The sequence below is a fragment of the Streptomyces sp. NPDC017993 genome (assembly GCF_044328065.1).
Lineage (GTDB): Bacteria > Actinomycetota > Actinomycetes > Streptomycetales > Streptomycetaceae > Streptomyces.
Genome location: NZ_JBIRGO010000004.1, coordinates 172,369 through 199,113 on the forward strand (window position 1 = coordinate 172,369; position 26,745 = coordinate 199,113).

The 26,745-nt window shown below is 72.2% G+C and carries 22 protein-coding genes and 1 tRNA gene; 4 read left to right on the forward strand and 19 right to left on the reverse strand.

What is annotated here, in order from left to right; genetic code table 11:
- Positions 1–92: 92 nt before the first annotated feature.
- From ACH4FH_RS08155 to ACH4FH_RS08205, 11 genes are all read right to left on the reverse strand, one after another.
- Positions 93–1,157, reverse strand: coding sequence for a polyprenyl synthetase family protein (locus ACH4FH_RS08155; RefSeq protein WP_398554931.1), 1,065 nt, complete (start codon positions 1,155–1,157; stop codon positions 93–95).
- A gap of 53 nt (positions 1,158–1,210) precedes the next feature.
- Positions 1,211–2,695 (reverse strand): hydroxysqualene dehydroxylase HpnE, encoded by a 1,485-nt coding sequence (gene hpnE, locus ACH4FH_RS08160; protein ID WP_398554932.1) that lies wholly within the window; start codon positions 2,693–2,695, stop codon positions 1,211–1,213.
- 100 nt (positions 2,696–2,795) lie between these two features.
- Entirely contained in the window at positions 2,796–3,749 is a 954-nt protein-coding gene (gene hpnD / locus ACH4FH_RS08165) for a presqualene diphosphate synthase HpnD (RefSeq protein WP_398554933.1), read from the reverse strand.
- A complete protein-coding gene (gene hpnC, locus ACH4FH_RS08170; protein WP_398554934.1) occupies positions 3,746–4,693 on the reverse strand; it encodes a squalene synthase HpnC in 948 nt (315 codons plus the stop codon). Before hpnC ends, hpnD begins: the two co-directional genes overlap by 4 nt.
- Positions 4,694–5,063: 370 nt before the next feature.
- The gene (locus ACH4FH_RS08175; RefSeq protein ID WP_398554935.1) at positions 5,064–5,867 is read right to left on the reverse strand and encodes an ABC transporter ATP-binding protein; all 804 of its coding nucleotides are present in this window, start codon (positions 5,865–5,867) and stop codon (positions 5,064–5,066) included.
- Positions 5,860–6,798, reverse strand: a complete 939-nt coding sequence (locus ACH4FH_RS08180) for an ABC transporter permease (RefSeq protein WP_398554936.1) — start codon at positions 6,796–6,798, stop codon at positions 5,860–5,862. Before ACH4FH_RS08180 ends, ACH4FH_RS08175 begins: the two co-directional genes overlap by 8 nt.
- Before the next feature lie 78 nt (positions 6,799–6,876).
- Positions 6,877–7,785: a glycosyltransferase family 2 protein gene (locus tag ACH4FH_RS08185; RefSeq protein ID WP_398554937.1), complete on the reverse strand. Its 909-nt coding sequence runs from the start codon at positions 7,783–7,785 to the stop codon at positions 6,877–6,879.
- Between the two features lie 14 nt (positions 7,786–7,799).
- On the reverse strand, positions 7,800–8,579 hold the full coding sequence (locus ACH4FH_RS08190; protein ID WP_398554938.1) for a CDP-alcohol phosphatidyltransferase family protein: 780 nt from the start codon (positions 8,577–8,579) through the stop codon (positions 7,800–7,802).
- Positions 8,557–9,618 (reverse strand): iron-containing alcohol dehydrogenase family protein, encoded by a 1,062-nt coding sequence (locus ACH4FH_RS08195; RefSeq protein WP_398554939.1) that lies wholly within the window; start codon positions 9,616–9,618, stop codon positions 8,557–8,559. The genes ACH4FH_RS08190 and ACH4FH_RS08195 overlap by 23 nt, the downstream gene beginning before the upstream one ends.
- On the reverse strand, positions 9,606–10,343 hold the full coding sequence (locus ACH4FH_RS08200; protein ID WP_398554940.1) for a sugar phosphate nucleotidyltransferase: 738 nt from the start codon (positions 10,341–10,343) through the stop codon (positions 9,606–9,608). Before ACH4FH_RS08200 ends, ACH4FH_RS08195 begins: the two co-directional genes overlap by 13 nt.
- A complete protein-coding gene (locus ACH4FH_RS08205) occupies positions 10,340–12,160 on the reverse strand; it encodes a DUF5941 domain-containing protein (RefSeq protein ID WP_398555211.1) in 1,821 nt (606 codons plus the stop codon). Before ACH4FH_RS08205 ends, ACH4FH_RS08200 begins: the two co-directional genes overlap by 4 nt.
- A gap of 660 nt (positions 12,161–12,820) precedes the next feature.
- On the opposite strand from ACH4FH_RS08205, the gene idi reads away from it, so the two are divergent.
- The gene (gene idi, locus ACH4FH_RS08210) at positions 12,821–13,432 is read left to right on the forward strand and encodes an isopentenyl-diphosphate Delta-isomerase (protein ID WP_398554941.1); all 612 of its coding nucleotides are present in this window, start codon (positions 12,821–12,823) and stop codon (positions 13,430–13,432) included.
- Here the strand turns inward: idi and ACH4FH_RS08215 are convergent.
- The 3 genes from ACH4FH_RS08215 to ACH4FH_RS08225 all read right to left on the reverse strand — a co-directional run bounded on the left by ACH4FH_RS08215 (position 13,407) and on the right by ACH4FH_RS08225 (position 15,982).
- Entirely contained in the window at positions 13,407–13,898 is a 492-nt protein-coding gene (locus tag ACH4FH_RS08215; protein ID WP_398554942.1) for an ATP-binding protein, read from the reverse strand. The two genes, idi and ACH4FH_RS08215, sit on opposite strands and share 26 nt — an antisense overlap.
- A gap of 255 nt (positions 13,899–14,153) precedes the next feature.
- Positions 14,154–14,227 (reverse strand) — tRNA-Met (locus ACH4FH_RS08220).
- Between the two features lie 111 nt (positions 14,228–14,338).
- Positions 14,339–15,982 carry an ABC-F family ATP-binding cassette domain-containing protein gene (locus tag ACH4FH_RS08225; protein WP_398554943.1) on the reverse strand — a complete coding sequence of 548 codons (1,644 nt, stop codon included), beginning with the start codon at positions 15,980–15,982 and terminating at the stop codon, positions 14,339–14,341.
- A gap of 55 nt (positions 15,983–16,037) precedes the next feature.
- On the opposite strand from ACH4FH_RS08225, the gene ACH4FH_RS08230 reads away from it, so the two are divergent.
- Positions 16,038–16,808 carry an enoyl-CoA hydratase/isomerase family protein gene (locus ACH4FH_RS08230; RefSeq protein ID WP_398554944.1) on the forward strand — a complete coding sequence of 257 codons (771 nt, stop codon included), beginning with the start codon at positions 16,038–16,040 and terminating at the stop codon, positions 16,806–16,808.
- 53 nt (positions 16,809–16,861) lie between these two features.
- On the opposite strand, the gene ACH4FH_RS08235 is transcribed toward ACH4FH_RS08230, so the two are convergent.
- Entirely contained in the window at positions 16,862–17,506 is a 645-nt protein-coding gene (locus ACH4FH_RS08235; RefSeq protein WP_398554945.1) for a DJ-1/PfpI family protein, read from the reverse strand.
- A 65-nt stretch (positions 17,507–17,571) separates the two neighbouring features.
- Positions 17,572–18,534 carry a GlxA family transcriptional regulator gene (locus ACH4FH_RS08240; protein WP_398554946.1) on the reverse strand — a complete coding sequence of 321 codons (963 nt, stop codon included), beginning with the start codon at positions 18,532–18,534 and terminating at the stop codon, positions 17,572–17,574.
- 154 nt (positions 18,535–18,688) lie between these two features.
- Here ACH4FH_RS08240 and ACH4FH_RS08245 point away from each other — a divergent pair, with 154 nt between their 5' ends.
- Both ACH4FH_RS08245 and ACH4FH_RS08250 read left to right on the forward strand, forming a co-directional pair.
- Positions 18,689–19,561, forward strand: a complete 873-nt coding sequence (locus tag ACH4FH_RS08245; RefSeq protein ID WP_398554947.1) for a hypothetical protein — start codon at positions 18,689–18,691, stop codon at positions 19,559–19,561.
- 128 nt (positions 19,562–19,689) lie between these two features.
- Complete coding sequence (locus ACH4FH_RS08250; RefSeq protein WP_398554948.1) at positions 19,690–22,146, forward strand: Tex family protein; 2,457 nt, start codon at positions 19,690–19,692, stop codon at positions 22,144–22,146.
- A gap of 193 nt (positions 22,147–22,339) precedes the next feature.
- Here the strand turns inward: ACH4FH_RS08250 and ACH4FH_RS08255 are convergent, their stop codons facing one another.
- The 3 genes from ACH4FH_RS08255 to ACH4FH_RS08265 form a co-directional block, all read right to left on the reverse strand.
- Positions 22,340–24,412 (reverse strand): FUSC family protein, encoded by a 2,073-nt coding sequence (locus ACH4FH_RS08255; protein ID WP_398554949.1) that lies wholly within the window; start codon positions 24,410–24,412, stop codon positions 22,340–22,342.
- Positions 24,413–24,704: 292 nt separating this feature from the next.
- Positions 24,705–25,118 carry a TrmH family RNA methyltransferase gene (locus ACH4FH_RS08260; RefSeq protein ID WP_398554950.1) on the reverse strand — a complete coding sequence of 138 codons (414 nt, stop codon included), beginning with the start codon at positions 25,116–25,118 and terminating at the stop codon, positions 24,705–24,707.
- 322 nt (positions 25,119–25,440) lie between these two features.
- The gene (locus ACH4FH_RS08265) at positions 25,441–26,541 is read right to left on the reverse strand and encodes an oxidoreductase (RefSeq protein ID WP_398554951.1); all 1,101 of its coding nucleotides are present in this window, start codon (positions 26,539–26,541) and stop codon (positions 25,441–25,443) included.
- Positions 26,542–26,745: the final 204 nt, after the last annotated feature.

Here is a 26,745-nt window from a genome sequence, read left to right on the forward strand (position 1 = left end):
GCAGTGAACTGTGAAGCGTGCTCAGGGATAGCGTCGGCCGGCGCCCGGCTGGCACCGGCCGGCGACTGCGATCTAATACGTCACGATGATGATCATCTCTCTCGTACGACGACGAAGTCCGCGAGGGCGACGAGCTGCGCGCGGATGCGTTCGGGCATCTCGACCTCGTCCAGTGCGGCGATGGCGGTGGCGTGCTGGCGGCGGGCCTCCTGGGAGGTCCAGTCCCGGCCGCCGGCCTGCTCGATCAGGGCGGCGCGGGAGGCGAACTCCTCCTCGGTGAAGTCCGCGATCTCGGTCTCGCTCTTCTTGGCGTCCGCCGCGAGGATCTGAGCGAGGCGTTCGGAGGCGGTGCCGCCCGCGGCCAGGGCGGCGACGACCGGCAGCGACTTCTTGCGCTGCCGCAGATCGCTCCACGTCTGCTTGCCGGTGGCCTCCGGGTCGCCCCAGATGCCCAGCAGGTCGTCGATGGCCTGGAAGGCGAGACCGAGGTGGTAGCCGTACTTCTCCAGGACGTCGGCGGTGTGGTCGTCGGCGCCGCCGAGGACCGCACCGATGGAGACGGCGCAGGCGAGCAGCGCGCCCGTCTTGTTGCCCTCCATCTCCAGGCACTCCTCGACGGTGACCCGCTCGCGGTGCTCGTAGGAGATGTCCTGGGCCTGACCGTCGATCAGCTTGCGGGTGGCCAGGGTGAGTCGGCGGGTCGCCCGGCCGGCCTCGACCGTACCGAGCTCCAGCAGGATTTCGTTGGCGAGAGCGAACAGCGCGTCGCCGACGAGGATGGCCTGCGCGGGGCCGTGCACCTTCCAGACGGTGTCGCGGTGCCTGCGCTGCTCGTCACCGTCCATCAGGTCGTCGTGCAGCAGCGAGAAGTTGTGCACCAGCTCGACGGCCACCGCGCCCGGGATACCGACCTCGGGGGCCCGGCCCGCGGCCTCCGCGGACAGCAGGGCGAGCGCGGGCCGTACGGCCTTGCCGCTGTCGCCCGTGGTGGGGCGGCCCTCGGCGTCGATCCAGCCGAAGTGGTAGGCGGCGACGGTGTTCATGGGGGGAGCGAGCCGGTCCACGGCGGCACGCAGCACGGGAGTGGCAAGCGTCCGCCCACGCTCCAGCAGCGCGGTGACGCTCTCGGTGTCGATCGCTGGGGAAGCCGGATTCACGGTTTCTCCTCTGTTTCCGATACTCGTGCTCGTGCGAGCGCTCGTACTCGTGGTCATGCCGCCTCCTTGGGCAACCGGCCCTGAGGCAAGCCGAGTTCGTTGAGTGCCTCGCGAGCGGCGGCAGTGCCGCTGCGAACAGCGCTTTCCATGGTCGCGGGCCACCCGGTGGCGGTCCACGCACCGGCCAGGAACAGGCCGGGGGCTTGAGTGCGGGCGGCGGGGCGGAGCCTGCCGACGCCCGGTGCGGGCGCGAAGGTCGCGGTGCGCTCGCGGGTGACGAAGAAGTCGCGGATGCCCGCTCCGCGAGCGGCGGGCAGCAGCCGCTCCAGCTCGGGCAGATAGCGGGCGCGGAGTGCGGCGACCGGCTGGTCGATCTCCTCCTGCGCGGCGGACTGCGAGACGGCGAGATACTGGCTTCCCTCACCGCCGGGGATGCGCGCCAGCCCCGAGGTGTCCGTACGGTCGAAGACCCACTGGACCGGTGAGCTGACGGCGGCGAAGAAGGGGCGGCGCAGCACCTTGCGGTCGTAGACGACATGGAGGTTGAGGATCGGCGCGGTGCCGATCCCCAGCAGCCGGTCCTTGTCGGCCAGGGCTCCGTCCGGGAGCAGCGCGTGCGTCTCGCGCTGCGGTACGGCCAGGACGACGGTGTCCGCGGCGAGCTGCTCGCGGCCGTGCGGACCGTTCTCCACCGTGACCTGCCAGCCGCCGGCGTCCGTGCGGTTCACGGCGCCGACGCGGGTGCGCAGCGCGACGCGCACCCCGGCCTTGTCCAGTGCGGTGCGGGCGAGGGTGTCGTGGACGTCGCCGAGCGGCACACGGGACCAGCCGATGTCGGCGGCGCCGGGAGCGGAGAGCAGCCCGGTCTTGAAGACCTTGGCGGCGAGCCCCATCGAGACTGCCTCGGCGGTGGCGTTGAGAGTGGCGACGCCGACGAGGTCCCACAGGGCCTCGATCGTCCGGGCGGACTGGCCGTGCCGGCGCAGCCAGCTGCCGAAGTCCACGCCGTCCAGGGCGGGGTCGGCCGGGTCAAGACCCTTCAGGGCGAGGGTGGCGCGCACCACGCCGGCCCGCTCGGCGGGCGAGAGGTGCCGGTAGCCGGCCAGGCTCGCGGCCAGATGCAGCGGCACCGGCAGCGCGGTACGCCGCAGCCGGCCGAGCCGCATCCCTCCGCCGCGCTTCGACCCGGTGGTGCTGCCGGGGTCGAGGACCGGGACGTCCATGCGGTTCTGGAGGGGGACCAGGTGGTCGGCGTCGAGCCGTTCCAGGAAGCTGCGGTAGGCGGTGCAGCAGCGCAGGTAGACGTGCTGGCCGTTGTCGACGCTCAGCTCGCCCGCGGCGGAGTTCCGGCGGAAGGAGAACACCAGCCCGCCCAGCCTGGGCCTACCCTCCACGAGGGTGACCCGCAGCCCGGCGTCGGCCAGCGCGAGCGCCGCCGTGGTACCTGCCAGGCCGCCCCCGACGACCACCGCGGTCCGCCCGGAACCGTCTGACGGCCGGACGCGGCGCAGGTCGGAATGCGTGGCTCCCGATGTCATGCGTACTCCCCCCTCACACCTGCCAGGGACGCAGCCGCCCCGGGAAGGGTTGCGCACCGCGCTGACGCGGGGTCGCCGCTCTCGTTGGTGGCCCGGCACGTCATCCGCGCCTCCTGACCGCCTGCCGGCGCCCGATGGCGCGGGCGTCGAGCCCGGACAGACCCCGCACCGCGACGAACGCCTTCTCCCGGCCGGGCAGCGAGACCCGGCCCCGCAGCACCGCCTCGGGGTCGGCGGCGATCCGCGACAGCAGCCGGTGGTAGATGCCCGCCATCGCGGCCACGCAGGCGCCGCTGCGCCGGTCGAGCATCGGCAGCAGCTGGAAGCCGTCGGCGAACAGGGCGCGGGCGCGGTTGACCTCGAAGTGCACCAGGCCGGTGAAGTCGGCGCCGGGCGGCGGGACCGGTCCGTGAAACCCTTCCGCGCAGCCGAACTTGGCGAGATCCTCGGCGGGGAGGTAGGTGCGGCCGTTGCCGGCGTCCTCGCGAACGTCCCTGAGAATATTGGTCAGTTGCAGGGCGAGCCCCAGGGTGTCGGCGTACTCGGCGGCGCGGTCGGCGTCCTGCGCTCCGGGCACGGTGCCGAACACGCCCAGCGAGAGCCGGCCGATGGCCCCGGCGACGCAGCGGCAGTAGTCCTTGAGGTCGTCCCAGGTCTCGTAGGTCTGGCCGTGAACGTCCATCAGGACGCCGTCGATGAGTTCGTCGAGACCTTCCAGCGGCAGCGGGAAGCGGCGGGCGGCGTCGGCGAGCGCGACGGCCACCGGGTCGGTGTCGTCCTCGTCGACCCGGCCGTCCTTGACGCGCGACAGCAGGGCCCGGGTGTCCGCCAGCCGCTGCTGCTTGGCGGCCGGCTCCAGGGTGCCGTCGCCGATGTCGTCGACCCGTCGCGAAAAGGCGTAGAGCGCCGACATCGCCTGTCGCTTGTCGGTCGGCAGGAGCCGGATGCCGTAAGCGAAGTTTCGTGCCTGCTGCCCGGTGACGGTCTCGCAGTAGCGGTATGCAGCGAGCACCGGCGCGGACGCGTGTGCGGTTGCCTCCACGGTCCGGCTCACCCCTCTCTTCGCAATGTCGCCCCCACCTCGCGCAGCAGGCTGAGCTTGGTCGGCTTGGGTGGTCCAGGGAGTACGTCGTGGTCGGCGGCGGCGACCGCCCGGAGTGCGGCGCGCCCGCCGGCCACGAAACCGGCCAGCAGCAGCTTGAGTCTGCCGTGGACGCTACCCACCAGCGGTGCGCCTTCATTCAGCAGGTCACGGGCGCGTTCGGCTTCGTAGGCGATCAGTGCGCGCACCGATGCGCCCCCTCGGGAGGCCCGCAGATCGTCTTCCGTGACGGCAAAGCGTTTCATGTCCTCGGCGGGGAGGTAGATGCGGTCGCGCCCGAGGTCCTCGGCGACGTCCTGGAGGTGTTCGACGATCTGCAGGGCGGTGCAGATGGCGTCCGACCACCGGACACGTTCGGGGGTGGTGGTGCCGGTGATGCCGAGGACGAGCCGGCCGACGGTGTTGGCGGACAGTTCGCAGTAGGCGAGCAGATCGTCGTAGGTGCCGTAGCGGGTCACCCGCTGGTCCTGCCGGTTCGCCTCGATCAGCCCGAGGAAGGGCTCGGGGGTCAGATCGCAGCGGCGGACCGTCGGGCCGAGCCGCCGCATCAGCGGATGGCGGGGCCCGGGGGCCCGGTCGCTGAAGACGCGGTCGAGGTCCGCCTGGAGTGCGTCCAGCATCGCGGGGCGGTCGTCGCTCTGCTCGCGGTCGAGGCCGAGGAGTACGGCGTCACCGCCGCCGGGGGCGAGGTCGCCGTCGCCGATGTCGTCCACGAGCCGGGCGAAGCCGTAGACGGCCATCAGGTCGGCGCGCCAGGCGCGGGGCAGGAAGAACGGCGCCACCGGGAAGTTCTCGTGCGCGGCCTGGTCGAGGACGGTGCGCGACTGCGCGTCGGCCGGCCCGCCGGAGGCCACCGTCCGCGGTTTGACGCTGCGCGTCGCCCCCCGTTCACTCATCGGGGGCTGCCCGGCGCGTTGGGGAGCCGGAGCGAACCAGTAGCCATTGCCGTCACGTCTCCCGTTCTACACCGCCAAGTCAAAACATCCCATTTCGGACACGCCGCAGCACGCGACACGCCCGATCGAGCCACACGCACCCATAAGGTAACTTTTGCCCGACTTATACCACTTGTGCTGTTCAGTACCCGTACAGCTTACGCCGTACAGCTCACCCTCGTACGAGGGGGTACCGAGGCAGGCGAGCAAACTTCCGGTCAATTGTGAGCGGTGTTCAACTGTTGTGCACACCCGAGGAGTTGGCCTGTCCCGCACAGTCGAAGGCCCCCGCGAGGCGGACTCGCGGAGGCCTTCGGAAAAGGGCGCGGGACTACTTGCCCGTCTCCTTCTCGTAAGCCTTGATCACTTCGTCCGTCGGGCCATCCATCAGGAGTTCGCCCCGCTCCAGCCACAGCACACGGTCGCAGGTGTCTCTGATCGACTTGTTGTTGTGGCTGACCAGGAAGACCGTACCGGCCTCCTTGCGCAGCTCCCGGATGCGGGCCTCGGAGCGCTTCTGGAAGCTGCGGTCACCGGTGGCCAGCGCCTCGTCGATCATCAGCACGTCGTGGTCCTTGGCCGCCGCGATGGAGAACCGCAGACGGGCCGCCATCCCGGAGGAGTAGGTCCGCATCGGCAGCGAGATGAAGTCGCCCTTCTCGTTGATACCGGAGAAGTCGACGATGCCGTCGTAGCGCTCGCGCACCTGTTCACGGGACATGCCCATCGCCAGGCCGCCGAGGATGACGTTCCGCTCGCCGGTCAGGTCGTTCATCAGGGCCGCGTTGACGCCCAGCAGGGAGGGCTGGCCGTGCGTGTAGACCTTGCCGCGCTCTGCCGGGAGCAGGCCGGCGACCGCCTTGAGCAGCGTCGACTTGCCGGAGCCGTTCGAACCGATCAGGCCGATCGACTCGCCTCGGTAGGCGGTGAAGGAGACGCCCTTGACCGCATGCACCTCGCGCACACCGGCCGACGGCTTGCGCCGGATGATGCGGTTCAGGGCCGCTGTGGCGCCGCCCTTGCCCGCACCGGTGCCGTACACGCGATAGACGATGTGCAGATCGTCCGCGATCACGGTCGGGATACGGGCCTCCGCCGCCTTTGTCGGCTGGACGCCGTTCTTTTCCTCAGCCACGTCCGTACCGCTCCTCAGCCTTCCAGAAGTACACAAAGCCGACGACGCCCATCACCAGCGCCCAGCCACCGGCCCAGGCCCAGGTGACCCACACATCGTGCGGGAGCTTGTTCTCCGTGAAGCTTTCGATCAGCGCGAACCGCATCAGGTCGATGTAGATGGCGGCCGGATTGGCGTTGAGCAGCCACTCCACGAAGCCGGGGACGTCCTTGCCCTTGAGGATCACGTCGATGCTGAACATCACGCCGGACGCGTACATCCACGTCCGCATGATGAACGGCATCAGCTGCGCCAGGTCGGGGGTCTTGCTGCCGAGCCGGGCCATGACCATCGCAAGGCCGGTGTTGAACGTGAACTGCAGCAGCAGTGCCGGGATGACCAGCAGCCACGACCAGGTGGGCATCTGCCCGAACCCGAGCAGGATGACCAGCAGCACACCCATGGAGAACACCAGCTGCTGCAACTGCATCAGGCAGAAGGAGATCGGCAGGCAGGCGCGCGGGAAGTGCAGCGCGCGCACCAGCCCGAGGTTGCCCGAGATCGACTTCGTGCCCGCCATCACCGAGCTCTGCGTGAAGGTGAAGATGAAGACGCCGGTGACCAGGAACGGGACGAAGTCCGGGACGCCGTTACGGGTGCCGATCAGCAGACCGAAGATGAGGTAGTAGACGAGCGCGTTCAGCAGCGGCGTCGCCACCTGCCAGACCTGGCCCAGCTTCGCCTGGCTGTACTGCGCCGTCATCTTGGCGCTGGAGAAGGCGGAGATGAAATGCCGCCGGTCCCACAGCTCCCGGATGTACTGCGGGAGGCTGGGGCGGGCACCGCTCTGCGAGAGCCCGTACTTCTGGGCCCGCTGAGCAGGGGTGAGCCCCTCGTCGGAAGCTGGCGGGGCACTCATGGCGACCGCACTGTCGTGCGTGGTCTCGCTCACAGTTGACACTTTCGTCCTCAAGGTGCGCTGCCGGGGCCACGCCCCGGTTCGCGGCTGATGCTCTCAGATACGAGCTTGTCAGATGACGGGAGGGCGGCCCAGTCGGGTCAGTCGCCAAACGGTAGCCCACTTCATGGGGCGCCTGGGACCGCAGGGTGTGGCCCAGCCCTCCTTGAAGCCGCCCAGCCAGACGCGCAGCGCGGGCCACGAGGGGCGCCGGGCGAGGGTGAGCAGGAACCAGACACCGAGATAGACCGGAACCAGCGGCGCGGGGAGGTTGCGGCGCGCCAGCCAGACCCGGTTGCGGGCCACCATGCGGTGGTAGACCGCGTGGCGGCTGGGGGCCATGGTCGGGTGCAGCAGCAGCATGTCCGACCGGTAGTCGATCATCCAGCCCGCATCCAGGGCCCGCCAGGCCAGGTCCGTCTCCTCGTGGGCGTAGAAGAAGTCGTCGGGCAGCCCGCCGACCTCTTCGAGCACCTTGGTGCGGACCGCGTTGGCACCGCCGAGGAAGGTCGTGACCCGGGACGACCGCATCGGGTCCGCGGCGCGCAGCCGCGGCACGTGCCGACGCTGGGTCTCACCGGTGTCCGGGTCGGCGATCCGGAAACTGATGATGCCCAGCTCGGGGTCCTTCGCGAACGCCTCGCGGCAGAGCTCGGCGGTGTCCTCCGTGGCCAGCAGACCGTCGTCGTCGAGGAAGAGCAGGATGTCGACCTCGCGGCCGCCGGGCCCGAACGCCTCGATGCCGACGTTGCGGCCCGCCGGGATGCCGACGTTCTCCGGCAGCTCGACGGTCCGCACGCCCTCGGGGAGCTCGGGCAGCGGCGAGCCGTTGCCGACGACGGCCACCTCGACCCGGTCGCCGTCCTGCTTGGCGACCGAGTCGAGCAGCGCGCGCAGCTCCTCGGGGCGGTTGCCCATGGTCAGGACAACCGCGCCGACCTTGCCGGGGTACGGGGCTCGCCCCGCGGGAGACTGCTGCATGCCGGGCGCCCCCGTCACTTGAGCCTGCTGGAGGCGAGGATGGACACGAGGTGGAGAAGCGTCTGGAGGATCGCGATGCCGGCGAGCACGGCGACGCCCAGGCGGGTGAAGAAGAGGTCGCCCCGGATCTGGTCGAGGATCGCCAGGACCAGGATCAGCAGGGACGCCTCGATCCCGAGGACCAGCCGGTGGAACTTCAGGGCCGCGGCGGCCTTGCGGGCCAGCGCCACACCGGACGAGCGCGGCTCGGACGCCGCTTCCTTGACCGGCGGCAGCCCACCCTGGTGACGGGCGACGCCGACGAGATCGGTCTCCGCCTTGATCAGGATGGCGCCGAGCGCGGCGAGCGTACCGAGGAAGGCCCACAGCCAGTCGATCCGCCCGGTGCCCCACAGGTCGGCCGCGCGCAGACCGAAACCGACCAGGACCGCGGCGTCGCACAGGTAGGCGCCGACACGGTCCAGGTACACGCCGCCGAGCGAGAACTGCTGCCGCCAGCGGGCGATCTCCCCGTCGACGCAGTCCAACAGCAGGTAGAGCTGAACCATCACCACACCGAGGACGGCGCCCCAGATCCCCGGCACCAGGAGGGCCGGGGCGGCCAGGACACCCGCGACGGTCATCAGGTACGTGAGCTGGTTGGGCGTGATCCTGGTGTTCACCAGGTACCTGTCGCAGCGCAGCGAGATTTCCCGCATGTAGAGGCGACCGGCCCAGTGCTCACCGCTGCGCCGGTCCTTCACGCCCTCGGGGTGAACGACCGGGCGGAGTTCAGCTACCGATGGTTTTGGCATAGTCAGCGTATGCGTCCCTGATCTCGTCGGCGGACAGGTCCAGGTGCTCCAGGATCGTGTAGCGACCGGGGCGGGTCTTCGGGGCGAACTCGACGACCTGCACGAACTCCTCGTCCGTGAAGCCGATCTCACCCGGTGTGACCGGCAGTCCGTGCCGCTGGAGCACCTTGACCATCAGCGCGGACATCTCCTTGTCCCCGCGCAGATGCGTGGCGAAGGCGGCGCCGAGGCCGCACTGCTCGCCATGGCTCGCCGCCCGCTTGGGGAAGAGGATGTCGAAGGCGTGGTTGATCTCGTGGCAGGCGCCGGAGGCCGGGCGGCTGTCGCCCGCGACCGACATCGAGATGCCGGTGAGGACCAGGCCCTCGGCCAGCACCTGCAGGAAGGCGTCGTCGCCCACGCCACCGGGGTGACGCAGCACGGCCTCGCCGGCCTGGCGGGCCATGGCGGCTGCCAGCCCGTCGATGTCCTCGCCCCGCTCGCGGTGCGAGAGCTCCCAGTCCGCGACGGCGGAGATGTTGGAGATCGCGTCACCGATGCCCGAGCGGACGAAGCGGACCGGGGCCTCACGGATGATGTCGAGGTCGATCACCACGGCGATCGGGTTCGGCACGCCGTAGGAGCCGCGGCCCGCGTCGTTGTCGAGGGTCGCGACCGGCGAGCACAGGCCGTCGTGCGAGAGGTTCGTCGCGACGGCGACGAGCGGCAGCCCGATGCGCGCGGCGGCGTACTTCGCACAGTCGATGATCTTGCCACCGCCGAGGCCCACGACCGCGTCGTAGTGCCCCTTCTTCATGGCGTCACCGAGCTTGATCGCGTCGTCCAGGGTGCCGCCGCCGACCTCGTACCAGTCGGCGCCGGGCAGCGCGGGGGACAGCCGCTCGCGCAGCCGTGCCCCCGAGCCACCGCTGATCGCGATGGCGAGCTTGCCGGACGCGGAGATGCGCTGATCGGCCAGCAGGCCCGCCAAGTCGTCCAGGGCGCCGGCGTTGATGTCGACGACGACCGGGGACGGGATGAGGCGGGTCAGTACTGGCATGCGATGTCACGGCCCTTCGCGAGGTCGTCGTGGTTGTCGATCTCGACCCACTTGACGTCGCCGATCGGAGCCACGTCCACCTGGAAGCCGCGGTTGACCAGCTCCTGGTAGCCGTCCTCGTAGTAGAGGTCGGGGTCCCGCTCGAAGGTGGTCTTCAGGGCGTCGGCCAGCTCGTCGGCGGCCTCGCCCTCGATGAGCGTGACACCGATGTACTCACCGGTGGCGGACTCCGGGTCCATCAGCTTGGTGATCTTCTGAACGCCCTTGTCGGCGTCGACGATGACCTTCATCTCCTCGTCGGCGAGGTTCTTCACCGTGTCGAGGGCGAGGATGATCTTCTTGCCGTCGCCGCGGGCGGCGAGCAGCGTCTTCTCGACGGAGACCGGGTGCACGGTGTCGCCGTTGGCGAGGATCACGGTGTGCTTGATCGCGTCGCGGCCGCACCACAGGGAGTAGGCGTTGTTCCACTCCTCGGCCTTGTCGTTGTCGATCAGCGTGAGCTTGAGGCCGTACTTCTGCTCAAGGGCGGCCTTGCGCTCGTACACGGCTTCCTTGCGGTAGCCGACGATGATCGCGACCTCGGTCAGGCCGATCTCAGCGAAGTTGCCGAGGGTCAGGTCCAGGATGGTCGTGTCCCCATCGACCGGCACCAGAGCCTTGGGCAGGGTGTCGGTGTAGGGGCGCAGACGCCGTCCGGCGCCGGCTGCCAGCACGAGGCCGATCATGCGGGTTCTCCTTCATCGTGTACGGCGGGTGCCCCTTGGTTATGGGCGGTCACCCAGAAGCGGATGCTCTCGATGAGCACCAGCAGCGCCAGGGCCCCGGCAAGGGCCGTCAGCGCGATTGTGAAACCTGCGGGCGACAACAGGGCGGCGAGGACTGTGATCACGAGGATCCGTCCTTCATGTCCGCCGGCCGCCCGGACGAGCCACCGCGGAGGGGCTCCGGTGCCACCGCGGATGCGGTAGACCGTGTCGTAGTGATGGTAGGCGACTGCCGCGACCAGCCCGAATGCCGCGGGCAGCGCACCGGCGTCGTCGGTGCGAGCCGCCAGAACCAGGATCGTGGTGTATTCGCCGGCCCGGAAGAGGGGCGGCACCAGCCAGTCGAGCACACCCTTGAGCGGGCGGGCCACGGCCGCGCCGGACAGCAGCGCGGAACAGGCGGCGACACCGACCGTCAGCCACGACGCGGGGTCGTCCTGGAAGATCACCCAGACCAGCAGTACGGCGGCGGACAGGAACGCCATGACCGGGGCCAGGAAGGACCCGGCGCGGCTGCGTCCGTGCGCGGTGCCGGCGATCAGCTCGGCGAGCGGGCCGGAGTCGGCCAGGTCGGCCAGCGCCCGGGCGGCACGGTCGGTGCGCCGCGCGCGGCGGGTCAGCGAGCGCAGTACCCGGCCGGCCGTGGTGTAGCAGGCGGCGAGCGCGCAGCCGATGAGCAGGACGTAAAAGACGATCCGCGGGGTGGTGAAGGCGGTGAGGACCGCGATCAGGGCCCAGCGCTCGCCGATCGGCAGCACGATCATCCGGCGTACCCAGACCGTCCAGCCGACGCTGTCGAGCTTGTCGGAGAGCGCCGCGGTGGGGCTGGTGTTCGCGGTCGCGTCGTGGTTCGCCTCGTTGAAGGAGAAGTCGACGATGTGGCGGCAGGTCTGCAGCACCATCGCGCCGAGCGCCAGCGCCCAGACGTCGTCGGTGCCGCCGCCTCGTGACGCCCCCACGGCGAGGCCCGCGTAGTAGGCGTACTCCTTGGCCCGGTCGAAGGTCGCGTCGAGCCAGGCACCCATCGTCGAGTACTGCAGGGAGTACCGGGCGAGCTGCCCGTCGGTGCAGTCCAGAACGAAGGAGAACAGCAGCAGCGCGCCGGCGGCGATGAAGCCGCCCCGGGTGCCGGTGGCCGCGCAGCCGGCCGCGATGAGCGCGGTGAGCAGGGACGCGGTGGTGACCTGGTTGGGCGTGAGCCCCCGGCGCGCGCACCAGCGGGCGAGGTAGCGCGAGTACGGGCTGATGCAGTACGTCGTGAAGAAGCCGTCGCGGGACTTCACGGCGGTACGCAGCCGGACGGCCTCATCGTCGACGGCCGCGACGGCGTCCTGCGCGTCCTCGCGCCGGGCGGGGGTCAGCGGGATGGTGGCGACGAGGGTGCCCAGCTCGACGCGGTGCAGGCCGATGTCCTCGCGGTCGAGGAAATCGGTCAGGGTGTCCGTCAGCACGTCGGTGAGGTGGGCGGTGCCCGCCCCGACCGGGATCGAGGCGGCCGCGCGGGCGAGCGCGGGCCGCGCCTCGGGCTTGGCGGTGAGCGCCCCGGGGACGGCCGCGGCCGGGAAGCGGGGATCGGTCAGTGCCAGCCGCAGGCTGTGCAGGTGTCCGACGAATCGGGGGTCCACGACGGCCACCCGCTCCTGGGCGGGGACCGCGGCGATCAGCTCGGCCGTCGACGCGGCGTCATGGGCCGTGCGCACGTCGAAGCCCAGTGTGCGCAGGTCGCCTTCGAGCGGCGACCCGGCGACCGGCGGACCGGTGAGGATGGCGGTCGACAGACGAACTCACTCCTTGGATGCTGACAAGGCAGCGCAGGCCGTCCGCATTCGATACGAACTACCCGGGCAGCGGGCGTGGCACACCTGGCCCCCGGGAGGGGTGGGTGGCACGTCGGCAGAGGCTATCGGATCGCCGGATGCGGCCGTTCACCGCGCATTCACCGCACGATCGAGTGACCGCCGGCTGCGCCTGCCGCGATCATCATGGTCGATCGGACGGCCCATGAACAACTGGCGCGGGCCACCGTGGCCGATCCGGTGCCGGTTATGAGAGGGCTGGTCACAGGTGGGGTGGGTTGCGCCCGGGGCCGTTGTGGCGAGATCCGTTCGGCGGGTCCCGGCAACCGCTGCTTCGTCCGCTGCGGGCCCGGTCCTTCGGTCCCGCCACCGCCCCGGCGCGGGGACTCCGGACGGCAGGAGGTGTGGACCATCTCACGGACCGGATGCTGTGGAGCACGGCGACGAGCGGCCGGAGGTCGGGCGGCCCGGGTGTTCGTGCGGTTACGGACGGTGCGCGCGGTTACCCGACGGACTCACGTGGCGCGCTGATCGTTTCGCTATCGAACACAGCAACGCCGCGCACCACCTTGCACCGCTCTGCGACTGATGCGCACCCGGCTAGGGCAGACTTGGCGTCGAAGACCGACGACAAGGATGGGCATGCCGATCACACCTGCCAACGGACAGACCGCCGGGCTCTCGGCGGTGAGCACACCGGACGGCGCCGCCGAGCCGATCATGCTGGAGCTGGTCGACGAGGACGGTACGACGATCGGCACCGCGGAGAAGCTCGCGGCCCATCAGCCCCCGGGGCAACTGCACCGGGCCTTCTCGGTCTTCCTCTTCGACGAGACGGGGCGGCTGCTGCTCCAGCGCCGGGCACTGTCGAAGTACCACTCCCCCGGTGTGTGGTCCAACACCTGTTGCGGCCACCCCTACCCGGGCGAGACGCCGTTCGCCGCGGCGGCCCGCCGCACCGCCGAGGAGCTGGGCCTCGCGCCCGCGCTGCTGGCCGAGGCGGGCACCGTGCGCTACAACCACCCCGACCCGGCCTCCGGCCTCGTGGAGCAGGAGTTCAACCACCTGTTCGTCGGGCTGGTGCGGGCGAAGCCCGCGCCGGACGCCGAGGAGATCGCCGAGACCTCGTTCGTCACGGCGCAGGAGCTGGCCGAGCGGCACGCGCAGGCGCCGTTCTCGGCGTGGTTCATGACCGTGCTGGACGCGGCGCGCCCGGCGGTGCGGGAACTCACAGGGAACGCGGCGGGCTGGTAGCGAGCGGGGCGAGCGGCAGCTCGGCCCAGATGGCCTTGCCGCCGCTCGCGATGTGCTCGACATCGCATTTGCCGCCCGCTTCCGCGGTGAGCACCTTGACCAGCCACAGGCCGCGGCCGCCGAGGTCACTCTCGTCCGCCACCAGCGCTTTGGGACGGTAGGGATGATTGTCCTCGACCGCGACCCGAAGCCAGTTCGCGCCGATGGTGACCTGCACGGCGATCTGCGGCGAGAGCAGGGCGGCGTGCTGCACGGCGTTGGTGACCAGTTCGGAGACGATCAGGAGCAGGCCGTCCATGATGGCGGCGGCCACGGGCACGCGCTGTTCGTCGAGCAGATCCCGGACCGCGTGGCGCGCCTGCGGCACCGCCGACTCCAGTGCCGGGGCGGTGAACCGCCACACACCTTCGTACGCGAGCGGGGAGGTCAGCTCCTCGGGGGGTTCTGCGGGGGGTCCGGAAGGCATCCTCACAGGAAGAGTGTTGAGAATGTACTGGTCCGGACCGGCCCGCTGAACACAAGTCAGCGCCTATCGACGTCTTTTGAACGATTTAGCGACGCCTGATCAGCCTGGCGATCGGTCTTTTTCCTTTTGTTCCTGGTTCGCGGACTTCGAGGAAGAGGGCACCGTACGGTCCACGCCATTCTCCGTTCCGGCGGCCGGGCAGGCACCCGCACAGCAGCAGGCCCGGTGCCTGGGGCACCGGGCCTGCTGTGAGAGTAGCGGGGACAGGATTTGAACCTGCGACCTCTGGGTTATGAGCCCAGCGAGCTACCGAGCTGCTCCACCCCGCGTCGGTGAACCCCACACTACGGGTCACCCGCGCCGGAGCCAAATCGCTTTCCTCGCCGCGGCCCGCGGGCCCCGCAGCAGCTCCTACTCCGCGGGCCCGGGGCTCCCGGCCCTCACACCGCCCGGTCGGCGATCCGTCCGCCGTCGACCTCGATACGGCGCGTGGTGTGGACCGCGTCCAGCATCCGGCGGTCGTGCGTGACCAGCAGCAGCGTGCCCGCGTACGAGGCGAGCGCGGACTCCAGCTGCTCGATGGCCGGCAGGTCGAGGTGGTTGGTGGGCTCGTCCAGGACGAGGAGGTTGACGCCGCGCCCCTGCAGGAGCGCCAGCGCGGCGCGGGTCCGCTCCCCCGGCGACAGGGTGCTCGCCGGGCGCAGCACATGCGCCGCCTTCAGGCCGAACTTCGCCAGCAACGTCCGCACATCGGCGGGCGACAGATCCGGTACGGACGCCCGGAAGGCGTCCATCAGCGGCTCGTCGCCGACGAACAGGCCGCGCGCCTGGTCGACCTCGCCGACGACCACGCCGGGCCCGAGCGAGACCTGCCCGGCGTCCAGCGGCAGCCGGCCCAGGAGGGCGGCGAGCAGGGTGGACTTGCCGGAGCCGTTGGGGCCGGTGATGGCGACCCGGTCCGCCCAGTCGATCTGAAGGTCCACCGGCCCGAAGCGGAAATCGCCGCGGCGTACCTCCGCGCCGCGGAGGGTCGCCACCACCGCGCCGGCCCGGGGCGCCGCGGCGATCTCCATCCGCAGCTCCCACTCCTTGCGGGGTTCCTCGACGACGTCGAGACGCTCGATGAGGCGCTGCGTCTGCTTGGCCTTGGCGGCCTGCTTCTCGGTCGACTCGACCCGCGCCTTGCGGCCGATCTTGTCGTTGTCGGGCGCCTTGCGGCGGGCGTTCTTGACGCCCTTCTCCATCCAGTTGCGCTGCATGTGGCCGCGGCTCTCCAGGGCGGCCTTGGTGTCGGCGTACTCCTCGAACTCCTCGCGGGCGTGCCGGCGGGCCCGCTCACGCTCCTCCAGGTAGGACGCGTAGCCGCCGCCGAAGGCGTTGACCTGCTGCTGGGCGAGGTCGAGTTCGACGACGCGGTTGACCGTGCGGGTCAGGAACTCGCGGTCGTGGCTGACCAGGACCGTGCCGGCGCGCAGGCCGGTGACGAAGGCCTCCAGCCGGTGCAGACCGTCCAGGTCGAGGTCGTTGGTCGGCTCGTCCAGCAGGAAGACGTCGTAGCGGGAGAGCAGCAGTGAGGCGAGCGAGGCGCGGGCCGCCTGGCCGCCGGACAGCGACGTCATCGGCTGGTCGAGGCCGATGGTCAGGCCGAGCTGGGCGGCGGTCTCCTCGGCGCGCTCGTCGAGGTCGGCGGCGCCCAGGGCGAGCCAGCGCTCCAGGGCGGTGGCGTACGCGTCATCCGCGCCGGGCCGCTCGTCGACCAGCGCCTGGGTGGTGGCGTCCAGGGCGAGCTGGGCGTCGGCGACGCCCGTGCGGCGGGCGAGGAAGGCGCGTACGGACTCGCCGGGGCGCCGGTCGGGCTCCTGGGGAAGGTGACCGACGGTCGCGGTGGGCGGGCTGAGCGCGAGCTTGCCCTCCTCGGGGGTGTCGAGGCCGGCCAGCAGGCGCAGCAGGGTGGATTTGCCCGCGCCGTTGGCGCCGACGAGGCCGATCACATCCCCGGGGGCGACGACCAGATCGAGGCCGGAGAACAGGACGCGCTCGCCGTGGCCGGCGGCGAGGTCTTTGGCGACAAGTGTGGCTGACATCAGGCCGCCGATCGTATCGGGCGGTCCCGATGGCGGTCGCTCTAATATCCGGGGCATGGAACCGGCCCTGAAGACGCACGTCAGCGACGGCACAGCGACCGTCACCATCAGCAACCCCAGCAAGCGGAACGCGATGACCGTGCAGATGTGGCGGGACCTGCCGCCGCTGCTGGAACGGCTGGCGGCGGACCGCTCGGTGCGTTCGCTGGTCCTGACCGGCGAGGGCAGCACCTTCTGCGCCGGCGCCGACATCGGGTCGCTGCGGGCCGGGGCGGCGGAGTCGCAGGGTCTCGCGGTGGCGGCCGAGGAGGCGCTGTCGGCGTTCCCCGGGCCCACGCTGGCGGCGATACGCGGGTACTGCGTGGGCGGCGGCTGCCAGTTGGCGGCCGCGTGTGATCTGCGGTTCGCGGAGGAGGGCACGCTGTTCGGTGTGACGCCCGCGAAGCTGGCCCTGGTCTATGCGGCGTCCTCGACCCGGCGGCTGGTCCGGCTGGTCGGCCCGTCGGCGGCGAAGTACCTGCTGTTCTCCGGGGAGTTGATCGACTGTGCGCGGGCTCTGCGCACCGGTCTGGTGGACGAGGTCCTCGCCGAGGGCGAGCTGGACGGGCGGGTCGCGGACTTCACGGCGGTGCTGGCGAGCCGGTCGCTGCTGACCCAGACCGCGGCGAAGGAGCTGGCCGACGGGACGTGGGACGTGCCGCCGTCGGAGGCGGAGGCGCGGGGGGCGTACTGGGTCGAGCAAGGCCGCGGGAGCGGCGACGCCGCGGAGGGTGCCGCCGCCTTCCTGGAGCGGCGGGCCCCGCGTTTCACCTGGCCCGCGAGCTGACGCCGCTGCCGGGGGCCGTCGGGCGCACGCGCCGGACGGCCCCCGGCCCGCTCCTACTCCTCCCCCGTCAGCACGAAGCGGCTGCGCTCGCGCAGCAGCGCGGTGACCTCGGCCGGTGCCTTGTCCGGGGAGCCCGCGTCGTAGGGCGGCTGCGGGTCGTACTCCACGCCGAGCTGGATGGCCTGGGCCACCGTGTCCCCGGCCATCCGGCCGGCCAGGGCCAGCCCCATGTCGATGCCGGAGGAGACGCCGGCCGCGGTGACGTACTTGCCGTCGAAGACCACCCGCTCCCCCGTCGGCTCGGCGCCGAGCGCGGGGAGCTGGTCCAGGGCGAGCCAGTGGGATGTGGCCCGGCGGCCCTTGAGGAGGCCGGCGGCGGCGAGGATCAGCGAGCCGGTGCACACCGAGGTGGTCCAGGTCGTGCCGGCGTCCACCGCGCGGATCCACTCGTGCAGCGGGCCGTTCTCCATGAGGGCGATCTGGCCGGGGCCGCCCGGCACGACGAGGACGTCGGGGGCGGGTACGTCGCTCAGCTCGGCGTCCGCCACGAGCGCGAGGGAGCCGGAGTCGTTGCGGTAGGGGCCGGTGCGCTCGCCGACGAACAGCGCCTGCGCGCCCGGCAGCCGGCCGAGGGTCTCGTAGGGGCCGACGGCGTCGAGGGCGGTGAAGCGGTCGTAGAGAAGGATCGCGATCTGCATGGCGTGCTCCTGTCGGGCGTGCGGTACGGGTGCGTGGTGGCCCGGGGTGTCGGCTCGTGAGCCGTTCACCGGGCCTGGTGGACGGGCTGGAAGCGGCGGCGGTACTCGGCCGGGGACGCGCCGAGGACGCGCAGGAAGGCGCGGCGCATCGCCTCGGGGGTGCCGTAGCCGCAGTGGCGGGCGACCTGCTCGATGCCGTCGGCGGTGTCCTCGAGTCGCCGGCGCGCGGCTTCGAGGCGGACCCGGTCGACATAGCGTCCGGGCGTCATGCCGACCTCGTCGCGGAAGGCCCGGGCGAAGTGCCGGGCCGAGAGCCGCGCGCGGCCCGCGAGGGCTTCGACGGACAGGTCCGCGGCCGGATTCTCGGTGATCCACTGCTGGACGTCGCGCAGCGGCCGCCGCTCGGCAGTCTGGGCGGCGAGCTGGGCGCTGAACTGCGTCTGGTTGCCCGGACGGCGCAGGAAGACGACCAGATGCCGGGCCACGGTCAGTGCGAGGTCCCGGCCGAGGTCCTCCTCCACCAGGGCGAGCGCGAGGTCGATCCCGGCCGTGACGCCTGCGGAGGTCGCCAGGTCACCGTCGCGTACGTAGATCGGGTCCGGCTCGACCCGCACGGCGGGGAAGCGTTGGGCGAGGGTGCCGCACAGCGCCCAGTGGGTCGTCGCCCGGCGTCCGTCCAGCAGCCCGGCCTCGGCAAGCAGCAGTGCCCCGCTGCACACCGACACCTTCCGGCGGGCTCGCGGCGCGTGCGTGCGCAGCCAGTCGATCAGCCGCGGGTCGGGGGCGCGGGTTCCCTCGCCACCGGGGACGAGGAGAGTGTGCGGCGCCTCGGTGCCGTCGAGCGGCAGGTCGGGGGTGAGCGTCAGACCGCTCGAGGTGCGGACGGGGCGGCCGTCGAGCCCGGCCGTGCGGATCCGGTAGGCGCCGGGGACACCGCGGCTCGCGCCGGCGAAGACCTCGACAGGTCCGCTGACGTCAAGACTCTGGAGGCCGTCGAAGAGGACGACCAGCACATCGCGCTGTTCCATGTCTCCATCCTGGGCAGTGACCGCCATGGCGGCAATGACGAATAACCCACCTTTCCTGCCACGGCCCCGGCGTGGACGGCGGGGAACGGGCCCGGAATCAGGCGGTGCGCGACCTCACATACCCGCCATACCGACGGGTCGGTAACCTGCTGGCATGACCTCCTTGAGCGCACTGCCCGAGCACGCCGGCCGTCACTGTCACAACGTCATCAACCCGCTGCACTCCACCCACTACTTCGCGCCGGACCTGCCCGCCGAACTTGCCAAGATCGGGATCGACAACCGCAGTGCCGGCTACTTCGCCGCGCGCGGCGCGGCCATGGGCGCGGTGGGCCCCGGCACCATCACGGCGACCTTCTACAACTTCAAGCACGAGCTCGTCGCGCAGCACGTCCCGCAGGTCTGGGCGGCGGCCTCCCCGGAGGCCGTGCTGGAGGCCCGGCTGCGCGCGGCCGACAGCACACTGCGCCGGCTCCTCGGCGCGGAGGCCCTGGAGTCCCCCGAGATGGCCGAGGCCGCGAAGCTGGCACTGCGCGCCGCCGAGGCGGGCAGCCGCCACGCCCGGCCGCTGTTCGCCTCGCACGCCGATCTGCCGGTGCCGGACGCCCCGCACCTCGCCTACTGGCACGCCGCCACGCTGCTGCGTGAGCACCGCGGCGACGGTCACCTGATGGCGCTGCTGGACGCCGAACTGGACGGCCTCGAAGCGCTGGTCACCCACAACGCCAGCGGCCGCGGTATGAGCTACAAGGGCGTCATGCAGACCCGCGGCTGGTCGCAGGAGGAGTGGACGCAGGCGCAGGAGCGGCTGCGTACGCGCGGACTCCTGGACGCCGAGGGCGAGTTGACCGAGTCCGGCGTGCAGCTGCGCAAGGACCTGGAGTACGCCACCGACCGCCTGGACCGCGCCCCCTACGAGCACCTGGGCGCCGAGGGCGTGGCCCGGCTGACCGACCTTGCGGCCGGTTTCGCCACCACCGCGATGAACGCCGGGGCCTTCCCCGCGGCGATGTTCGGCAAGGGCTGAGCCTTCCGCCGGGGTGTGGGTGCGCCTGCTCACACCCCGGCGCCCCGGCTGGGCGGCGCGACAGCCCGGCCCGCCACCCGGCACAATGCAAAGCTCAAGCAAGCGCTGGAAGGCGGGTCAGGATCAACGTGACGGCATCCACTGTGTCCACCGGGTCTCTCGGGTCCCTCGAAGCGAGGATCGCCGAGGAGCTCGGCGTCAGGGAGCGGCAGGTGAAAGCCGCGGTCGAACTGCTCGACGGCGGCTCGACGGTGCCCTTCATCGCGCGCTACCGCAAGGAAGCCACCGAGACCCTCGACGACGCGCAGCTGCGCGCGCTCGAGGAACGGCTGCGCTATCTGCGGGAGCTGGAGGAGCGGCGGACCTCGATCCTGGAGTCCGTACGGTCCCAGGGGAAGCTGGACGCGGCGCTGGAGGCGCAGATCCGCGGCGCTGACTCCAAGGCCCGGCTGGAGGACATCTACCTCCCCTACAAGCCCAAGCGCCGTACCAAGGCCCAGATCGCCCGGGAGGCGGGCCTTGAGCCGCTGGCCGAGGGTCTGCTGGGCGATCCCTCGGCGGAGCCGGCCGTGGCAGCCGCCGCGTTCGTGGACGCGGACAAGGGGGTCGCCGACCCGGCCGCCGCTCTGGAGGGCGCGCGGGCGATCCTCACCGAGCGGTTCGGGGAGGACGCGGACCTGATCGGCGAGCTGCGCGAGCGGATGTGGTCGCGCGGGCGCGTCGCGGCGAAGGTGCGCGAGGGCAAGGAGGAGGCCGGCGCCAAGTTCGCCGACTACTTCGCCTTCGCCGAGCCGTTCACCGAGCTGCCCTCGCACCGGGTGCTGGCGATGTTCCGCGGCGAGAAGGAGGAGATCCTCGACCTCGCGCTGGAGCCGGAGGACCCGTCGTCGGTGACCGAGGGGCCGAGCGCCTACGAGCAGGCGATCGCGCACCGCTTCGGCATCGCCGACCGCGGCAGGCCCGGCGACAAGTGGCTTCAGGACACCGTCCGTTGGGCGTGGCGGACCCGGGTGCAGGTGCACCTCGGGATCGATCTGCGGCTGCGGCTGCGGCAGGCGGCCGAGGACGAGGCGGTGCGGGTCTTCGCGTCGAACCTGCGCGACCTGCTGCTGGCGGCGCCGGCCGGGACGCGCGCGACGATGGGCCTGGACCCCGGTTTCCGTACGGGTGTGAAGGTCGCGGTCGTGGACTCGACGGGCAAGGTGGCCGCCACGGAGACGATCTACCCGCACGTCCCGCAGCAGAAGTGGGACGCCTCGCTGGCGACGCTGGCCCGGCTGGCGCGCGAGCACGACGTCGAGCTGATCGCGATCGGCAACGGCACCGCCTCCCGCGAGACCGACAAGCTGGCGGCCGATCTGATCGCCGCTCAGCCGGAGCTGAAGCTGACGAAGGTGATGGTGTCCGAGGCCGGTGCCTCGGTGTACTCCGCCTCCGCGTTCGCCTCGCAGGAGCTGCCCGAGCTGGACGTGTCGCTGCGCGGCGCGGTGTCCATCGCACGGCGGCTGCAGGACCCGCTGGCCGAGCTGGTCAAGATCGACCCGAAGTCGATCGGGGTGGGCCAGTACCAGCACGACCTGTCCGAGGTGAAGCTGTCGCGCTCCCTGGACGCGGTGGTCGAGGACTGCGTGAACGGCGTCGGCGTGGACGTCAACACCGCCTCCGCGCCGCTGCTCTCGCGGGTCTCGGGCATCGGTTCCGGGCTGGCGGAGAACATCGTCACGCACCGCGACAACAACGGCCCCTTCCGGTCCCGCAAGGCCCTCAAGGACGTGGCGCGGCTCGGCCCGAAGGCGTACGAACAGTGCGCGGGCTTCCTGCGGATCCGGGGCGGCGACGACCCGCTGGACGCCTCCAGCGTGCACCCGGAGGCCTACCCGGTGGTGCGCCGGATGGGCGCGTCCGCGGGCAGTGAGGTGGCCACGCTGATCGGCAACGGCACGGTCCTGCGCTCGCTGCGGGCCGAGGACTTCGTCGACGACTCCTTCGGTCTGCCGACGGTCACCGACATCCTCCAGGAGCTGGAGAAGCCGGGCCGTGACCCGCGTCCGGTCTTCAAGACCGCGACCTTCAAGGAGGGCGTGGAGAAGATCGGCGATCTGCAGCCGGGGATGCTGCTGGAGGGCGTGGTGACGAATGTCGCCGCCTTCGGGGCGTTCGTGGACGTGGGCGTCCACCAGGACGGTCTGGTCCATGTGTCGGCGATGTCGAAGACCTTCGTCAAGGACCCGCGGGACGTGGTGAAGCCGGGCGACATCGTGCGCGTCAAGGTGCTCGATGTGGACATTCCGCGCAAGCGGATCTCGCTGACGCTGCGGCTGGACGACGAGCACGGCAAGGGCGCGACGGCAGGCGGCGGCGAGCGCCGGGGCGGCGCGGGCGGCGAGCGGCGCGGCGGCGGCGGCGGCGGCGGCGGCGAAGGACAGCGCCCCGGCGGCCGTGGCGGTACGCCTCGGCCGCGACAGGGCGGTGCCCCTCGTGGCGGGGAGCGCCGGGGCGGCCGCGATGCCGCACCGGCCAACGACGCGATGGCCGACGCCCTGCGGCGTGCCGGACTCCTGGGCAAGGAGCGCGGCGGCCGCTGACGGCTCGCTCGACGGCTGACGCCATTCCGGGGGCAGCGGGCCAACGCCCGCTGCCCCCGTAGCCGTTCGTCCGCCGGATTCCGTTTGCGCGCGGGCCCGGCCCCCGGGCGGGTTGTGGCCGCGCGACCGCGGGACGGGCTTTCCGGGCGTGCGGCCGCTCCCCCGGCTGGCCCGGCCCTGTTGGCGTCCCGCCTCAGACCGCGCCCGCGTACCCGCGCAGATGCTCCAGTTCGGCGGCCACGTCCGTGAGCGTGGCGCAGTCAGGAACCGGCCGTGGTGGCGGAGCCGGTGTGCGGGGACTGTCGCTCGGGTCCTCAAGCGCGTCGGCCATCGCGGACAGCGCCTGGCACAGCCGCGCCGCCTCGTCGGCGCTCGGGCGGCGGGCACCGTGGTCAAGGCGTACCGCACAGGCCGTCGCGGCGTCCACGATGCGTTCGGCGGCCAACACCACGGTCAGCCAGTCGGGGTTGCGGTCGCGTGCGGCGAGGAGTTCGGCCGCGGCGGTCTCCGCCGCCGCGCGGGCCTCGCCCAGCGCACGGTAGGCGGCCCGGCGCAGCGCCAGCCGCTCGCCGGTGCCCTGCCCCGGTTCCGACGCCAGGACGTGTCCGAGGAAGCGCTCGGTGGCGCGCAGCGCGGAGGTGACCCGCTGGCCGACCCGGCGGCGTGGGTCCGCGAGGCGCGGCAGATGTCCGACGACGAGGACGATGCCGCAGGCGATGGAGGTGTCGACGATCCGCTCGCCGGCCGCCCGCGGGTCGCCGCCGACGTACACGAAGGACAGCACCATGAGGGTGATGGCGCCTGTCTGCAGCGCGAAGTGACGGGTGGCGAAGGGCAGCAGCGTCCCGCCGAGGCCGGCCATCAGCAAGGGCCACGTCCAGCCGCTCAACAGCAGGCCCGCCCCGGCGAAGACCAGGACGCCGGCGACCGTGCCGGCGAAGCGGTTCACCGTGCGGGAGAAGAGCGGGCCCAGGTCGGGCTTGACGAGGAAGGTGACGGTCACCGGGAGCCAGTACCAGTGGTGGGGGTTCAGCAGCAGGGCCACCGCGGTGCTCGCCGCGATGCAGACCGCGACCCGCAGCCCGTAGTCGCGCCCGGCGGGCCCGAGGAGGCTGCGGCCCCGCCGCGTCCGCCGGCCGATGATGCCCAGCGCCCGACGCGCCGCGGTCCCACCCTGGGGACCGCCTACCGCGGCCGGTGCCTCGGCCCCGGAGGTGCGGTCGCGACCGGTGGTCTCCGCGTCCTCGGCCGGGCTCCCGCCCGAAAAGCCCGTTGCCGGTGCGGTTGCCGGCGACGGCTGCGACAGCGGCTGGGGACGGGCGAAGGTGACCGCGGCGTCGAGCAGCGCACGGTCGAAGGCGCCGCGCGCGGCCGAACTGGACTCCGGGGCCGACAGCCGCCCCGGCGGTCGCCCGGTGCGCAACGTGTCGGCGAACTGCCGGGGGCTCGCCGCGACCCGTGACGGCAGCGGCCGTGCCTCCCACAGCAATGCCACGCTGGCTTCGCACAGGGCGGTCGCCGCCCCGAACCGCTCGGCCAGCAGCAGCTCTTCGGTACGGGTGCGGCGGAACAGCAGCCTGCCGGTCAGGCGCCGCAGCCGCAGGGCCTCGTCGGCGCGGTCGAGGGCCGCGGTGAGCCGGCGCCTGGCCGGCTCGGCGCCGGGCCCGCCGGCCGCGCCCAAGGCGTCGGCGAGCGCGTCGAAGACCCTGGCCACCGCCGCCCGCTCACCGCCGAGCGCACCACCCGCGGGACGCGGTGGACGCAGCGCGAGGCGCAGCAGCAGGAGCCACAGGCAACCGGCGAGGACGTAGAGCGCCTTCACCCCGGGCACGCCGGGCAGCGGCATCCCCGCGCCGAGGATGGTGGTGGCCAGCATCTGCATGCCGGCGCTGGAGCGGACCGGGCCCGCGACACTGCCCGCGCCGGAGACGAAGCCGACGGCGAAGAGCGCCGGGACCAGCCACCACCCCGGGCCTGCGGTCTGCAGCGAGGCGCCCATCAGCATGCCCAGGGCGGAGCCGAGGGCGGGCAGACCGATGTGGACGATGCCGGTGCGGCGGGTGCCCGGACGGTCGTTGACCCCCGCCAGCATCGAACCGAGGCCCGCGAGGACGCCGGCCTCGGGGTGCCCGATGGCGATCCCCGCGCCGAGCAGCGGTCCCGCGCAGAGCGCGCCGCGGGCGACGCCCGCCCACGGGACGGGCAGACGCTGCCAGCGGAAGGGGTGGGCGAGCCAGGCGGGCACGGCGCGCGGCGCGCGGGGCATGAGCCTCCTCGGGCGACGGCTGAAGCGGATTGTGGGACATCCGAGGGGCGTCATCGGCCGACGGAGCTGCCTCCAGCCTAAGCTCCGGGTTTGTCCGGGTGGCTGCGTGAGGGTTACGCGAGGATCACACGAAGACAGCGGGAGGGCGGCCCTCGCTGGAAACAGCGGCCGGGATCCGTCCTGCGGCGGGAGGGCGGCCACGAGCCCGTCCGGGCCGGTGTCGCCACCCTCCCGCCGCCCGCAGCCCGCAGCCCGGCCCGCGCCGACCGCCGCCGGCTCCTCCGGGCGCGCCTCACAACAGCCCGGCGAGCTTGTACAGCGCCAGGGACCCCGCGACCGCGACGTTGAGGCTGGCGCCGGTGCCGACCATCGGGATCTCCACCACCTCGTCCAGCAGGTCCAGTGCCTCGGGCGGGATGCCGTGTTGTTCGTGGCCGAGGACCATCACCGTCGGTGTGCGGGCCGCCGGCAGGTCGGCCAGCCGGACGGCTTCGTCGGCGAGTTCCACGCCCACCACCCGCAGCCCGCGTTCCCGTTGCCGCTCCAGCCAGCCCACCGGGTCGCCGGTCCAGTGCACGCAGGCGGGTCTGCGGAGCGTATTGCCGCGCTCCAGCGCCTCGGGCACCCAGGAGAATCGCGGCACGGTCAGACAGGCGCCGACCGCGTCGCAGGTGCGCAGCAGCGTGCCGAGGTTGGCGCCGTGCAAGGGCCACAGCGGAGCGGCGTAGAGGTGGTCCCAGCACGAGTGGGCGCGTGGCCGCCGGGAGCGGCGGAGTTCGTCGCGGGTGCGGGTGCGGAAAGCGGGAGCGGGCCCCCGGCCGGGCCGCGGGGTGCTTGGGGGCGGGCCACCTGCGGTGGGGTCCGGAGCCGCCGGGCGGGGCTGCCGCGCGCGGCGGCTCACCGGCGGGCGGAGGCGACCCTCCGAAGGGTGCTGCCGGTACTGAAGGTCTTCTGCATCATCGGTGGCGCTTCGCGGCGCGCCGGGCCATCGTTGTGCGGCGCCGTCGCCCGGTCCGGGCGCGGCCACCTCATGCTAGGACGTCGCCCGGCTTGCCGTCGTCACCTTTTCCGCGCCCGCCGCGCCTGCCCGGCCGCGCCATCCGCGTCACCAGCACCCCGCCCGTCGTCCGCGCCACCACGAACGTCTCCCCCGCCTCCATCGCCGTGTCCATGCGCAACGTGTGCGTACCCGGGGTGAGTTGCCCGTCATGGAGCACGGCGGTGCGGGTACGGCGGAGCCGGTCGACGCAGTATCCGGTCAGCCGGACGCGGCAGGGATGGGCGACGGCGAGGGTGACCGCGCCGCCCTCCGCCGCGAGGCGCAGCAGCCGGCGCTCGCCCTGCGGGCTGCGGTCCAGCGCCTGTTCGATCTGCGCGACGAGCAGCGGGACGGTGGGCGCCGGGGCGTCGACGAAGACCGCCCCGGACCCGGCTTCCGCGAAGGCCCGCCGCACGGCCGCACGTTCTCCTTCACCGAGCGCCCGCCCGACCACCACGACGCCGTAGGAGCGCAGCTCACCGGGCACGGCAGCGGACGCATCGCGGGCGACGTCCACACCGAGGCCGATGCCGCGCAGCGTCGCGGCCGGTTTCGCCAGAGCGGCGGCCCGCCGCCCGATGAGCAGGACCCGGCGGCCGGGCGGCTCCGCGGGCCGGGCGTCGGACGCCAGCAGCCGTCCCAGTACCGCGCGGTACTGCGTGCCCTCGAACCGGAACGGCCCGATGCCGGGATAGCCGCTGAGCCCGAGATCCACGGTCTCGTCCGTCTGCCAGGCGAAATCGCGCCAGATGAAGTCGGCTCCGTCGCGCGCGATGAACGCGGTGACCGCTCCGCAGCCCAGCCCCTCGCACTCGGGGCAGCCGTAGATGATCCGCCGCCCGCCGCCGAGCGGCGGTTCGGCCTCCAGGAGCAGGCGCCGCACCCGTGCCGCGAAGAGGGAAGGACCCACATCGGCCGCGAGGGGTGAGACCGCGTCGAGATCGGCCAGGCGGAGCAGCAGCGGCCTGCCGTCGATGCTGAAGTCCAGGAATTCCCGGTGCTGTTGATACGCGCCGTCGTTCAGCACGCCACCGGGACGCATGGCGGGGGCCAACCCGAAGGACACGTAGGGCGCGGGATCCGCAGACATATCCCGAGTATCCCCACATAGCCGCCCGGTGGAACGTTCACTTGTTCGCAACGGCGGCGAAAAGGAAGTCGATGTCGGCTCGTCGGATCGGTCCGCTTCGGTGCGGTGTGAAGGAACGTGTGGTTCCGCGGGCTCCGGTGCCATCCGGCCCGAGGTGGCGGCTGACCGAGGAGCGGAAAACACGCCGCGGAGGGCCGGTGGCTC